13 protein-coding genes are annotated in these 11,753 nt (G+C 68.0%); 2 read left to right on the top strand and 11 right to left on the bottom strand.

Annotated features, from left to right (window positions below):
• Window positions 1-10: 10 nt before the first annotated feature.
• Together KV396_RS14015 and KV396_RS14010 are read right to left on the bottom strand one after the other, a co-directional pair.
• Window positions 11-955: a tetratricopeptide repeat protein gene (locus KV396_RS14015; protein ID WP_247956091.1), complete on the bottom strand. Its 945-nt coding sequence runs from the start codon at window positions 953-955 to the stop codon at window positions 11-13.
• On the bottom strand, window positions 952-2,937 hold the full coding sequence (locus KV396_RS14010; protein ID WP_247632294.1) for a glycosyl transferase: 1,986 nt from the start codon (window positions 2,935-2,937) through the stop codon (window positions 952-954). The genes KV396_RS14015 and KV396_RS14010 overlap by 4 nt, the downstream gene beginning before the upstream one ends.
• A gap of 179 nt (window positions 2,938-3,116) precedes the next feature.
• On the opposite strand from KV396_RS14010, the gene KV396_RS14005 reads away from it, so the two are divergent.
• Window positions 3,117-4,172, top strand: coding sequence for an AI-2E family transporter (locus tag KV396_RS14005; protein ID WP_247622578.1), 1,056 nt, complete (start codon window positions 3,117-3,119; stop codon window positions 4,170-4,172).
• 6 nt (window positions 4,173-4,178) lie between these two features.
• Here KV396_RS14005 and KV396_RS14000 read toward each other — a convergent pair whose 3' ends face one another.
• The 9 genes from KV396_RS14000 to rpsB all read right to left on the bottom strand — a co-directional run bounded on the left by KV396_RS14000 (window position 4,179) and on the right by rpsB (window position 10,900).
• Window positions 4,179-4,895: an alpha/beta hydrolase gene (locus KV396_RS14000; RefSeq protein ID WP_247957601.1), complete on the bottom strand. Its 717-nt coding sequence runs from the start codon at window positions 4,893-4,895 to the stop codon at window positions 4,179-4,181.
• 2 nt (window positions 4,896-4,897) lie between these two features.
• Complete coding sequence (locus KV396_RS13995; protein WP_247956090.1) at window positions 4,898-5,185, bottom strand: hypothetical protein; 288 nt, start codon at window positions 5,183-5,185, stop codon at window positions 4,898-4,900.
• Window positions 5,186-5,194: 9 nt separating this feature from the next.
• On the bottom strand, window positions 5,195-5,773 hold the full coding sequence (locus KV396_RS13990; protein ID WP_247632296.1) for an aggregation-promoting factor C-terminal-like domain-containing protein: 579 nt from the start codon (window positions 5,771-5,773) through the stop codon (window positions 5,195-5,197).
• A gap of 158 nt (window positions 5,774-5,931) precedes the next feature.
• Window positions 5,932-6,504, bottom strand: coding sequence for a DivIVA domain-containing protein (locus KV396_RS13985; RefSeq protein WP_247956089.1), 573 nt, complete (start codon window positions 6,502-6,504; stop codon window positions 5,932-5,934).
• On the bottom strand, window positions 6,501-7,640 hold the full coding sequence (locus KV396_RS13980; protein ID WP_247956088.1) for a phosphatidate cytidylyltransferase: 1,140 nt from the start codon (window positions 7,638-7,640) through the stop codon (window positions 6,501-6,503). Before KV396_RS13980 ends, KV396_RS13985 begins: the two co-directional genes overlap by 4 nt.
• A 6-nt stretch (window positions 7,641-7,646) precedes the next feature.
• Window positions 7,647-8,201: a ribosome recycling factor gene (gene frr / locus KV396_RS13975; RefSeq protein ID WP_247622583.1), complete on the bottom strand. Its 555-nt coding sequence runs from the start codon at window positions 8,199-8,201 to the stop codon at window positions 7,647-7,649.
• 68 nt (window positions 8,202-8,269) lie between these two features.
• On the bottom strand, window positions 8,270-8,986 hold the full coding sequence (gene pyrH, locus KV396_RS13970) for a UMP kinase (protein WP_247622584.1): 717 nt from the start codon (window positions 8,984-8,986) through the stop codon (window positions 8,270-8,272).
• Between the two features lie 91 nt (window positions 8,987-9,077).
• A complete protein-coding gene (gene tsf / locus KV396_RS13965; protein ID WP_247622585.1) occupies window positions 9,078-9,905 on the bottom strand; it encodes a translation elongation factor Ts in 828 nt (275 codons plus the stop codon).
• A gap of 44 nt (window positions 9,906-9,949) precedes the next feature.
• On the bottom strand, window positions 9,950-10,900 hold the full coding sequence (gene rpsB, locus KV396_RS13960; protein WP_247622586.1) for a 30S ribosomal protein S2: 951 nt from the start codon (window positions 10,898-10,900) through the stop codon (window positions 9,950-9,952).
• A gap of 300 nt (window positions 10,901-11,200) precedes the next feature.
• Here rpsB and KV396_RS13955 point away from each other — a divergent pair, with 300 nt between their 5' ends.
• Window positions 11,201-11,746 (top strand): murein hydrolase activator EnvC family protein, encoded by a 546-nt coding sequence (locus tag KV396_RS13955; RefSeq protein ID WP_247956087.1) that lies wholly within the window; start codon window positions 11,201-11,203, stop codon window positions 11,744-11,746.
• Window positions 11,747-11,753: the final 7 nt, after the last annotated feature.

Genomic DNA, 11,753 nt, shown 5'->3' with positions numbered 1-11,753 from the left:
GAAGCGGTGATCAGAACAGGAGCGAGGTGAGGCGGTTCCGCGCCGAGATGACGCGAGGGTCGCCGGCACCGATGAGTCCGAAGAGCTCGACGAGACGCTCGCGCACCGGTGTGCGCTCATCCGACGGGAGCTGTGCGAACAGATCGAGGAGGCGTCCGAAGGCATCGTCGACGTGCCCGCCCGCGAGATCGAGGTCGGCGACGTCGAACTGTGCCGCGATGTCGAGCGGTGCCGCCGCAGCGGCGGCACGAGCGGTCTGCAGATCGAGCGACTGCACGCGATCGAGCAACCGCACCTGTCCGAGCCCGGCGATCGCGTCCTCGTCGCGGGGGTTCTCCGCGAGCGCCTTCTCGTACGCGACGATCGCGGCGGCGTAGTCGCCCGCCTCGATCGCAGCGAAGGCCTCGGCGTGAAGTGGCGGCAGTGCGGGCTCCTCGGGAGCCGCAGCCTCCTCGCCGACCGGCGCGCCATCGACCGCCAGCGAACCGGTCACGCCGTTCTGCGCGGCGAGCTGCAGCAGCTGCGCGAAGACCGCGCGCACCTGCTCCTCGGGAACGGCGCCGTTGAACATCGGAACGGGCTGTCCGGCGATCAGGGCGACCACCATCGGGATGGACTGCGCACGGAAGCTCTGCGCCAGCTGCGGATTCGCATCGACATCGACCTTCGCCAACAGCACACGCCCGCCCAGCTCGCGGGTGACCTTCTCGATGATGGGGCTGAGCTGCTTACACGGCCCGCACCACTCTGCCCAGAGGTCGACGACGACCGGCACCGTGCGCGACAGCTCGAGCACCTGGCCGAACGTCTCGTCGGTCGCGTCGATCACGAGATCGGCGAAGGGGGTGCCCGCGGCGGGCGCCGCCGGGGCGCCGGGCGCGGGAGCGGCCGGCCGGTTGCGCAGGCTCGACAGATCGACGGCACCACGCAGCGCCGCAGGAGACAACTCGGTCACTTGATCACCTCTACGGAGACGAGATCCTGACGCGATGCCAGGAGTTTGATCTGCTCGGTGGATCCCTGCGCGGGCACCGAGAAGAAGAGCTGGAACTCATAGGTCGTCACGACGCCCTTCGCGGACTCCGAGACGCCGGTGAGAGCATTGGCCTTCGCGTTGTCCCCGAAGCGGATGACGGCGTCGGCGGACGTCGGCTTGACGGTCTCGGCGTCGGTCAGCGTGATGCCGACGATCGCTCCGCTGTCGAGGGTCGTCATCGAGACGGCGGGGGTATCGGTCGGCGCCATGTCGAAACTGACCTCGGACGTCTCGGCCGCACCGTTGTCGATGAGGTTCTGGACCACCGTCTGCCGACTGTCGCGGATCGAGGTCGCGAGCTTCTGCGAGAGATCGTCGAAGAGCCCGTTGGAGGCGCTCTTCTCCCCCGTATCGACGACGTCCGCGAACGCGGCGGCGAGTTCACCGGGAGCAATGCTGAGGAAGGCGGAGTCATCCGGGACCAGCGCGGTGCCGAGCCAGGCGGCGGCGACGTCCGGGAACACCGCGTCCGCCGACATCTCCGCGATGTTCGTCACCTTGTAGTTCGACCACGGATCCTGCTGCGTCATGGTGAGCAGCACGGGCGGGACGGTCTCGTCGTCCGCGCTCTTGGAGAGCAGGAGCGTCGTGCGGGGCCAGCGATCGGTCGCCTCGGGGAGCACGACCTCCACGTCGTCGGTGGGGATCGCGGCGGGAACGGGAGAATCGGGGATCGCGGTGCGCAACGCGTAGTCCGTCGTGCGAGCCGTGAGCGCCGGTCCGTCGAGCCGCGTCTTGGCGAGATCGAGATCGCGGTTCGTGTCGGCTTCCACGAGTGTGGTGGAGATCTCGCCGAGGATGCGTTCGGCCTGACCCTCGGTGACGGCCGGCGGCTTCTGGTTCTCGGGGGCGATCACGGTCGGAGTGGGCGACGGCGTCGCCTCGGGAGCGCCCAGTTGCGGCCACGAATCGGACGAGCAACCGGCCGCGAGCACCGCGGTGAGCCCGAGGACCGGGACGACGAGGAGACGGCGACGCCGACGAGCGGGATCTGCGGCCTTCATCGTCGACTTCCCCTCGGTCTGCTCGTCGGTCTTCTCGCCGGTCTTCTCGTCTGCGGGCGCAGCGGGCTCATCGACGATCTCGGCGTCCTGGACGTCGTCGTCGGTGGCCTGCGGCTTCGCCGGGGTCGCTCCGCTCTCTATGGCCGCGCGTTCGCCCGCGGGAAGGGAAGCGACGTCGATGGGTTCGGTCACCGGGAGCGGACCCGGGCCCTTGCGACGCGGACCACGACCGCGACGCTGATGACGGATGCCGAGCACGTAGAGGATCAGCCCCACCAGCAACAGCACACCGCCGCCCGCCATGAGCGGACCTGCGGCCGGGGTGGACGTGTCGAGCGGCCAGGACGCCACGATGTCGTCGGGCGCGTTCTCGGTCCCGTCGTAGGCGACGAGCACGCTGACTCCCTCGGGGAGACGGAGATTGTCGAGCGACAGCGAGTCGGTGTCGCTGAAGGAGTTCAGCCACAGGTCGGATCCGACGGGGTTGCGTCCGCTGTCTGCAGCGGGGTCGTCCTCGGCGGTCGGCTCCTCCGTCTCCGCGTCTCCCGAATCGACCGCGTCATCCTCGGCCGCAGGCGCGGCGATGTGTTCGACCTGGAAGGATCCGTCGTCGTCGACGGTCACCTGGTTGTAGTCGGAGTCGGCGAGCCACGCCTCCATGTCGGCCGTGCGTCCGTAAGCGGAGAAGATGTCGCCGTCGCCGCTGATCAGCAGCGTCTGCGCGCCGGGGTGGGCACGCAGCACATCCCCGTCGAGCAGGATGAACGGCGCAGGCTCTTCGATCTGCACCTTCTCCTGCACCGAATCCGGCCCCATGAAGATGGTGCGCTGAGCGATGCCGGCACCGATCAGGGCCGCGGCCAGGACGAAGGCCACGACGGCCCATACGAAACGCACGAATAGTCTCCTCACGCATCCCGCACGATCGGCCGGGACGCAACACTCGACATTTCAGACTAGCGAAACCACCTGTGTGTTGCCCACAAGGGTGATTCCCCCGGTGTGGAACGGCACGTCGCGCGGGCTGCGCGTGGCACGATCGGTAGCCTGGCAGCACCCCGACACGAGGAGTCGAGATGAAGATCCACAACCCCTTCCGCACCGCCCTGGTGGCGACGCTCGGAGTGGGCCTCGGCATCCTCCTGATCGGAAGCCTGCAGAACCTCTCCACCGTCCTGCTGTACGTCGGCACCGCGCTGTTCCTCAGCCTCGGACTCGACCCGGTGGTCGCATTCCTCGAACGCCGCAAGCTCCCCCGCTGGCTCGCGGTGCTCGTCACCATCCTCGGAGTGCTGGGCGTCTTCGCGGGCATCGTCCTGATGGTGCTCCCCATCCTGGTCGATCAGATCAGCCAGCTCGTCCGGCGCATCACGCTGTTCCTGCAGAGCACCTACATCGGCGACGTGAAGGACTGGATCAGCGATGTCTTCCCGGGCCTGCAGCCCTCGTTCATCGATGACACGTTCACGCGTGCGACCGACTGGCTGCTCGAGAACTGGGGAACGATAACCGAGAGCGTGATCGTGGTCGGCACCTCGATCATCACCGGCCTGTTCGGCGCTTTCATCGTGCTGATCCTCACGGTGTACCTCACGGCATCCACTCCCTCACTCAAGCGCGCCGTCTACCAGCTCGCGCCGGCCTCGAAGCGGGAGCGCTTCATCGACCTGGCCGACCAGATCACCGACTCGGTCGGGTACTACGTGATGGGACAGGTCTCGCTCGGCGTGATCAACGGCGTGCTGAGCGCGATCTTCCTCTCGATCATCCAGGCGCCCTTCCCTGCCGTGCTCGCGGTCATCGCGTTCTTCTTCTCGCTCATCCCGCTCGTGGGTACGCTCACCGGCTCCACGCTCATCGTGCTCATCTGCCTGATCCCGGGTCTCGGATCCCCCGCGACCGCGATCGCCGCCGGCATCTACTACCTGATCTACATGCAGATCGAGGCGTACGTGATCTCTCCGCGCATCATGAGCCGCGCCGTGTCGGTACCGGGTGCGGTCGTCGTGGTCGCCGCCCTCGCCGGCGGCAGCCTGCTCGGACTGCTCGGAGCGCTCATCGCGATCCCCGTCGCCGCGAGCATTCTGATCATCTACCGCCAGGTGCTCATCCCCCGCATGAACGAGCTCTGACGCCGCTCAGCGCGATGCCGGCCACTCTGTCGGCAGCGGGAGGGCCGCCGGGTGGACGGCCGCGACGATCTCGGTGAGCACACGGCGCGTCTGCGACTCCCCCACCCAGAGGTGCTTGCCGCCGTCGACGGCGATCAGCGTCGCATGCGGGATCGAGGCGAAGCGCTCACGCGCCTGCTCGGGCCGGAGGTAGTCGTCGAACTCGGGGACGAGGATCACGACCGGCCGATCGAACTGCGCCCACGCAGCGACCTCGGCGTCCGATGCGCGATGCAGGGGCGGAGAGAGCAGGATGACGCCCGCGATGTCGTGATCCCGCCCGTATTTGAGGGCCAGCTCCGTGCCGAACGACCATCCGAGGAGCCAGGGGCGCGGCAGCTCGCGCTCGTGGACGAACTCCATCGCGGCGGCCACATCGAACTGTTCCGCTTCTCCCCCGTCGAACGCCCCTTCGCTCGTGCCACGCGGCGACGTCGTCCCCCGCGTGTTGAACCGCAGGACGGCGAGGTTCGCGAGGGCAGGGAGGCGCGCCGCGGCCTTGCGCAGGATGTGCGAGTCCATGAACCCTCCCGCGGTGGGGAGCGGGTGCAGAGTCACGAGGGTCGCGACGGGATCGGCCGCTTCGGGGAGCGCGAGTTCACCGACGAGAGTGAGGCCGTCGGCCGTACGCAGCTCGATGTCGTCCCGCTGTGCGGGCAGTTCGAGCGGTCCGCGGATCTCGATGGTCACGATTGCCTCCAACAGTGTGTGTGCCAGTGCCTGCGTGCGGCGAGGTCGGCGGCATCGCCGAGGACTCCATCGGCGCGCCAGGCGACGAGATGAGCGGTGCCCGGTTCGATCGTGCGGGAGCAACCGGGGCACACGTAGGACTTCTGAGCCTGGATCGCCGAAACGGGCTGCACGGTCCACTCCGCACCGCGACGGGTCTCGGTACGCTTCCACCCCGCGAGGAGGCGTTCGAAGGACTCGTCGGCCTCAGATCGCGAAGGAGGCCGCCTGCGGGAGCGGGGCATCGTGCCTGCTCACCACCAGTGGTTGTTGATCCAGAAGTTGTAGGCACCGGCCCAACTGCCGTAGCGCCCGGTCGCGTAGCCGCTCGCCCAGCGCAGGTTGTCCACCGGGTCGTACCCGTTGCCCGGCACCTTGCTGCAGGGCAGAGCCTGCACGAGGCCGCAGGCACCCGAACTGCTGTTCGTGGCGTTCGGGTTCCACCCGCTCTCGCGCGACACGACGTAATCGACGTAGCCCCAGTCGGCTTCGGCGATTCCCGCGGCAGCCATCCAGTCCGCCGGCGCACCGCCACCGGTGTAGAAGAGCGGGGCCGCGGGGGCCGTCCCTCCCGAGTTCGATTTGGAGGCCGTCGTCGGCGTGGGCGTGGGAGTCGGCTTCGGCGTCACGTAGACCTCGAAGGATCCGCGCTCGACCGGAGCGATCTCGGCACCTTCGACCGTCACCGTCAGATTCTGGGTGTCTTCGAGTGCGACGGAGTACGCGCTGTCCGGCGTCTCCTGCTCGGGCGGATCCGCGAGAGCGACGGCGGTCGGTGCGACCATCGCGGCCGCGAAACCGACGACCGCGAGCGATGCGAACGCCGCGACCACACCGCGGCGACGCGACCATCGACGAGTACCACGATGCGCGGAATTCGCCGTCGCCACAGGTACCGGCGAGGCGTCACGTCGTGCGGGTGTCATGTCGTTTCGGGAGTTCACGATGGTCGACAGTCTACGCAAGACTGCCTGGGACGGCCATGAGAAGGTCAGCGGACGGCGAGGATCACGTCGATCGCCGCGTCGAGCAGGGCGTCCACCTGCTCTTCGCGATAACCGCCGCGCTGCATACGGAAGGCCGCCGAACGGAGCTGTTCCGCGCTCAACGCATCGCCGTCGCGAAGGTAGCGCACGATGCGCGTCGCCACGTGGTCGACCTCGTCGACGCGGTATCCGAAGGTGAGTGCACCCGTGCGGGCGAAGCGGTGACGGCGCGGACGCGCGAGATGGTCGAGGATCACCTGAGCCTCGTCGCGTGCCTGCTCGACCCAGACGCCCGCGCCCTCGGAACGCACGGCCCGATCGCGCTCGCGCGCCGCGAACGCGTCCTCGACACGGCTCAGCGCGGCGTCGACGTCAGCGACCACGTAGCCGCCCTTCACGAGCGGGAACGAGGCCGTGCGGACATCCGCCGCACCGAGATCTCCCCCGTGCTCGAAGGCGGCGCGCGCCGAGGCGAGGAAGGTGTCGACGGCCGCGGGGTGATATCCCTTGGTGCGCCCCGAGGCGACGGCGAAGGCCGCACGGGAGGGCTGTTGCTCTTCGGTCTTCTGGTCGTTCATGACAGCACCACCCAGGGAGAGAGGAGGAAGTAGAGGCAGAGGGCGGGGACCGTCGACGGCAAGATGCTGTCGAGCCGATCGAGCAGACCGCCGTGCCCCGGAAGCCAGGAGCTCATGTCCTTGATCCCGAGATCGCGCTTGAGCATCGACTCACCGAGATCGCCCAGTGTCGCCGACAGCAGGATGGCGGCACCGAAGACGATCCCACCCCACCACGGCAGTTCGAGCAGGTACATCGCGAGCAACACACCTGCGGTCAGCGAGGCGACGACCGCACCGGCGAAACCCTCCCAGGTCTTCTTGGGGCTGATCCGCGGAGCCATCGGATGCCGCCCGAAGGCGAGGCCGGCGGCGTACGCGCCGGTGTCGGCCGCGACCGCGATGGCGATGAAGCCGAGCACCCACCACTGACCGCCCTCCTGCCCGAGCAGGATCAGCGCGATGGCCGCGAGGAAGGGAACGTAGACCTGCACGAAGCCGCCGATGACGGCATCCGCGAGTACATCACCGTAGGTGCGCCCGTCCTGAGCGAACATCTGGGCGATGAGCCTCCAGACGATGACGAATGCCACGGCGAGGAACAGCACGATCCAACACAGCCAGATATCCGCGAAATAGCCGGAGAGCACGAGCGCGCCGGCAGCCACCAGCTGCGGGACGACATCGATCCGGCGGCCGGATGCGCGGAGAGCCCGCGCGAGTTCGTAGACCCCGAGCAGCGCAGCCGCCAGGGCGAACGGAACGAAGAGCACCTTGATGAACAGGAGGGAACCGAGAAGAGCCGCACCGAACGCGAGGCCGATGAGGATCGCGAGCACGAGGTCACGTCCCGTGCGCTGCTTGATCCGCTCGTTCGCCTGGTCGATCTGGTCTCGGGCATGCGAGACGTGACTTCCGAACTCGTCGCGCTTCGCCCGCCACTGTTCACGGATGGCGTTGTGGTCCGCCGTGTCGATCATGTCGGGGATCACCACGGCCGGCTCGTCCGGGAGCGGAGGGCGGGGCGGGATGAGCGAGGCGTCGAAGGCGGGGAACGCCCCGTCCGCCAACGGGATGCCCGAGTCCGGCGTCGTCGCATCCCGCGCCTCGCGGCGGGTCAACGGCGCACCGTCCTCGGAATCTCGCGTGTCAGACATCCGTCCTCACACCTCGAGGAGTTCTGCCTCTTTGCGCTTGAGCGCGTCGTCGATGAGGTCGACGTGCTGGCGGGTGAGAGCATCGAGCTCCTTCTCGCCACGCGCGATCTCGTCTTCACCGACCTCGCTCTTGAGCGCATCGAGGTCGTCCTTCGCCTTGCGGCGGATGCCGCGGACGTGGACCTTCGCGTCCTCGCCCTTCGACTTGACGAGCTTGACGTACTCCTTGCGACGGTCGGCCGTCAGCTCCGGCATCGTCACGCGCACGAGATTGCCGTCGTTCGTCGGGTTCGCCCCGAGGTTCGGCATGTCGCGGATGGCCTGCTCGATCGCCTTGAGCGCCGACTTGTCGTACGGCGTGATGACGAGGGTGCGCGCCTCCTGGTTGACCATCGAGGCCAGCTGACCGATCGGGGTCGGCGTTCCGTAGTAGTCGACGAGGACCTTCTGGAAGAGCTGGGGGTTCGCGCGACCGGTGCGCACCGTGGAGAAGTCCTCCTTGGCAGCTTCGACCGCCCGGTCCATGCGGGTGGTGGTTTCAGCGAGGACGTCCGCGATCACGGTGACTCCTATCGTCGGGGTGTTCTGCAAATTCTATCGGGCGAAGCCTTCTCCGCCGCGTCACACACTCAGGTGGTGACCAGGGTGCCGATCGGCTCACCGAGAAGGGCGCGCGTCACGTTGCCCGCGGGCTCCATGCCGAAGACGCGCATGTTCATGTTGTTGTCCATGCACAGGCTGAAGGCGGTCGAATCGACGACCTTCAGCCCGCGCTGCAGCGCGTCGCTGTACGTGACCCGCTCGATGCGCTCGGCATCCGCGTGCTTGTTGGGGTCGGCCGTGTAGATGGCGTCGACGCCGTTCTTCGCGACGAGGACCTCCTCCGCGCCGATCTCGAGCGCGCGCTGAGCGGCGACCGTATCGGTGGAGAAGTACGGGAGGCCGGCACCGGCACCGAAGATGACGACGCGGCCCTTTTCGAGGTGACGCTCCGCCCGGCGCGGAATGTAGGGCTCGGCGACCTGGGTCATGGAGATCGCGGACTGCACACGCGTCGCCGCCCCGGCCTGCTCGAGGAAGTCCTGCAGCGCGAGCGCGTTCATCACGGTTCCGAGCATGCCCATGTAGTCGGCGCGCCCTCGGTCCATGCCACGCTGGCTCAGCTCGGCGCCGCGGAAGAAGTTGCCCCCGCCCACGACGATGGCGACCTCGACGCGGTCGACGGCTGCGGCGATGTCGCGCGCGATCTGGCCGACGACATCCGGGTTGACACCCAGCTGACCGGCGCCGAATGCCTCTCCGGAGAGCTTGAGAAGGACGCGGCGGCGTCCGGTGCGTTCGGTCATGGGTGTTGTCCTCTCGTCCCGATTCAAGATAGTGCCTTCTGGGCATGAAGAAGGGGTTCGGATCTCACCGATCCGAACCCCTTCGACTCTGCTACGCGCCGACCTTGAAGCGCGCGAAGTCCGTCACGGTGATACCGGCGTCCTTCGCCACCTGGGCGACAGAGAGCTTGTTGTCCTTGGCGTAGTCCTGCTCCAGCAGGGCGACCTGCTTGATGAACGCGGAGACGCGGCCTTCGACGATCTTGGGGAGAGCCGCTTCGGGCTTTCCCTCGTTGCGCGAGATCTCGGTGACGATCTCCCGCTCCTTCTCGACGGCGTCAGCCGGAACGTCCTCGCGGGAGAGGTACGACGGGTTGGCGAACGAGATGTGCTGCGCGATGCTGCGAGCGGTGTCCGCGTCGTCGCCCGAGTAGGCGACGACGACACCGATCTGCGGCGGCAGGTCCTTGCTGGTGCGGTGCAGGTAGACCTCGACGTTGTCGCCGGCGATCGTACGCACACGACGCAGTTCGACCTTCTCGCCGATGATCGCAGCCTCTTCCGAGATCAGCTGCTCGACGGACTGACCCGCCGCGTCGGCGGCCAGGGCCGCCTCGACCGAGTCGGCCTTGACGGCTGCAGCGGCGTCGGCGACCTTGTCGGCCAGCGCGATGAAGCGGTCGTTCTTGGCGACGAAGTCAGTCTCGCACGCGAGCTCGATCAGCGTCACGGCACCGGCCTGCTCGCGAGCGACGACGAGTCCCTCGCTGGTCGAACGGTCAGCGCGCTTCGCGTTGCCCTTCGCACCCTTGAGACGCAGGATCTCGGTGGCCTTCTCGACGTCTCCGTCGGCCTCCTCGAGCGCCTTCTTGGTGTCGACCATTCCCGTACCGAGCTGCTCACGCAGCGCCTTGAGGTCAGCGATGGTGAAGTTGGCCATGTGTGGTGGCTCCTTGCTTCGTGATGTGTGTGGTGGTCGCGGGATTACTTGGCGTCTGCGGCCTCGGCGGCGGCGACCTCAGCGGTCTCCTCACCGGAAGCGGCGGCGATCGCCTCGTCGTGAGCCTCGGCACCGGCCGCGTCGGCAGCGGTCTCGTCGGCGGCGGGCGTCTCGACGACGGCGGCCTCGTCGGCCGCGGTCTCGACGGCAGCGGCGTCAGCGGACTCCTGGACCTCCTGGGCGGGAGTCTCGAGGAGCTCCTTCTCCCAGTCGGCGAGAGGCTCGGCGTCGCCCGTCTCCGGGTTGTGCTTCTGCTGCAGGCCCTCGGCAGCGGCGTCGGCGATGATGCGCGTCAGCAGCGAGACCGAGCGGATCGCGTCGTCGTTGCCGGGGATCGGGTACTGGAAGTCGTCCGGGTCGGCGTTCGTGTCGAGGATGCCGATCACGGGGATGCCGAGCTTCTTGGCCTCGTCGATGGCGAGGTGCTCGCGCTTGGCGTCGACGACCCAGATGGCCGACGGCGTCTTGGTGAGGTTGCGGATTCCACCGAGCGACTTGTGCAGCTTGTCGAGCTCGCGCTTCTTGAGCAGGAGCTCCTTCTTCGTGAAGCCGCTGTTCGCCGGGGTCTCGTAGTCGAGCTCCTCGAGCTCCTTCATGCGCGCGAGGCGCTTGGAGATCGTCTGGAAGTTCGTGAGGAGTCCACCGAGCCAGCGCTGGTTGACGAAGGGCTGACCGACGCGCGTGGCCTGCTCGGCGAGGATCTCCTGCGCCTGCTTCTTGGTGCCGACGAAGAGGATCGTGCCACCGTGGGCGACGGTCTCCTTGACGAAGTCGTAGGCCTTGTCGATGTAGCCGAGCGACTGCTGCAGGTCGATGATGTGGATGCCGCTGCGCTCGGTGAGGATGAAGCGCTTCACCTTCGGGTTCCACCGACGGGTCTGGTGTCCGAAGTGCACGCCGCTGTCGAGCAGCTGGCGGATGGTGACCACAGCCATGGTCGTCTCCTTGTTCTGGCGCGGTGCGCCGTTGAGGTTTTCGCCGATCGTTCGATCGGACTTCCTGGTGCCCGGCGCACACCCGCCTTCCGAGGAAGGACCTGTGGGAGTGGATGCCACGACCGGAGTCGCTCTGGGCACGCGTAGTCACCCCGATTTCGAGGTGCCCCTCCAGCATACAGGACAACGACCGCCTGTCCTGCTCTCCACGGGCGGCGACATCGCGCACTTCTCCCCCGCCTCCGGGCCTGTCGCTCGGACTCACGTCTCGTCCGCCTGAACGACCCGCAGACTCTCGGCATGACCCCGCCCGGACGTGTCTTCCTGATCGCCGCCCTCCTCATCGCGCTCGCTTTCGGCGCGCACGATCCTGCGATCGCCGCCCTCGAGCCCGGCTCCTCCGTCCGGCCCCACTCGTCGGAGAACGACGCCGCGTGGCGCTGGCCCCTCGACGGCCCGCGAACCGTGACGGCGCCGTACCGCGCTCCCGCTCACGCCTACGGGGCCGGCCACCGCGGGATCGACATCGCCGGCGTTCCGGGACAGAAGGTCCGTGCACCCGCGGACGGCGTCGTGGCCTTCCGGGGAACCGTCGTCGACCGTCCGCTGCTCACGATCGACCACGGCGCCGGATACGTCTCGACCTTCGAGCCGCTCGCCTCTCCCCTGAATCCCGGCGACACCGTGGTGGCGGGAGACATCGTGGGGGTCGTCGCTCAGGGTGGGCACAGCGTGGTCGGCACCCTGCACGTGGGGGTGCGCCTCGACCGTGTCTACATCAATCCGCTCCTGCTCTTCGGCGCACCGGCCAGAGCGGTCCTTCTGCCGTGCTGCGACGGTTCGTGACGCCCGC

This window comes from Microbacterium galbinum, assembly GCF_023101185.1.
In the GTDB taxonomy this organism is placed as follows: domain Bacteria; phylum Actinomycetota; class Actinomycetes; order Actinomycetales; family Microbacteriaceae; genus Microbacterium; species Microbacterium galbinum.
This window is presented reverse-complemented; position numbering and strand designations above follow the sequence as displayed.

Excerpts from the sequence above, each read along its gene's own strand:
- tsf (WP_247622585.1), bottom strand. The coding sequence starts at position 9,905 with ATGGCCAACTTCACCATCGCTGACCTCAAGGCGCTGCGTGAGCAGCTC.
- KV396_RS13985 (WP_247956089.1), bottom strand. The coding sequence starts at position 6,504 with ATGAACGACCAGAAGACCGAAGAGCAACAGCCCTCCCGTGCGGCCTTC.
- rpsB (WP_247622586.1), bottom strand. The coding sequence starts at position 10,900 with ATGGCTGTGGTCACCATCCGCCAGCTGCTCGACAGCGGCGTGCACTTC.
- KV396_RS13995 (WP_247956090.1), bottom strand. The coding sequence starts at position 5,185 with ATGCCCCGCTCCCGCAGGCGGCCTCCTTCGCGATCTGAGGCCGACGAG.
- pyrH (WP_247622584.1), bottom strand. The coding sequence starts at position 8,986 with ATGACCGAACGCACCGGACGCCGCCGCGTCCTTCTCAAGCTCTCCGGA.
- KV396_RS13980 (WP_247956088.1), bottom strand. The coding sequence starts at position 7,640 with ATGTCTGACACGCGAGATTCCGAGGACGGTGCGCCGTTGACCCGCCGC.
- KV396_RS14005 (WP_247622578.1), top strand. The coding sequence starts at position 3,117 with ATGAAGATCCACAACCCCTTCCGCACCGCCCTGGTGGCGACGCTCGGA.
- KV396_RS13955 (WP_247956087.1), top strand. The coding sequence starts at position 11,201 with ATGACCCCGCCCGGACGTGTCTTCCTGATCGCCGCCCTCCTCATCGCG.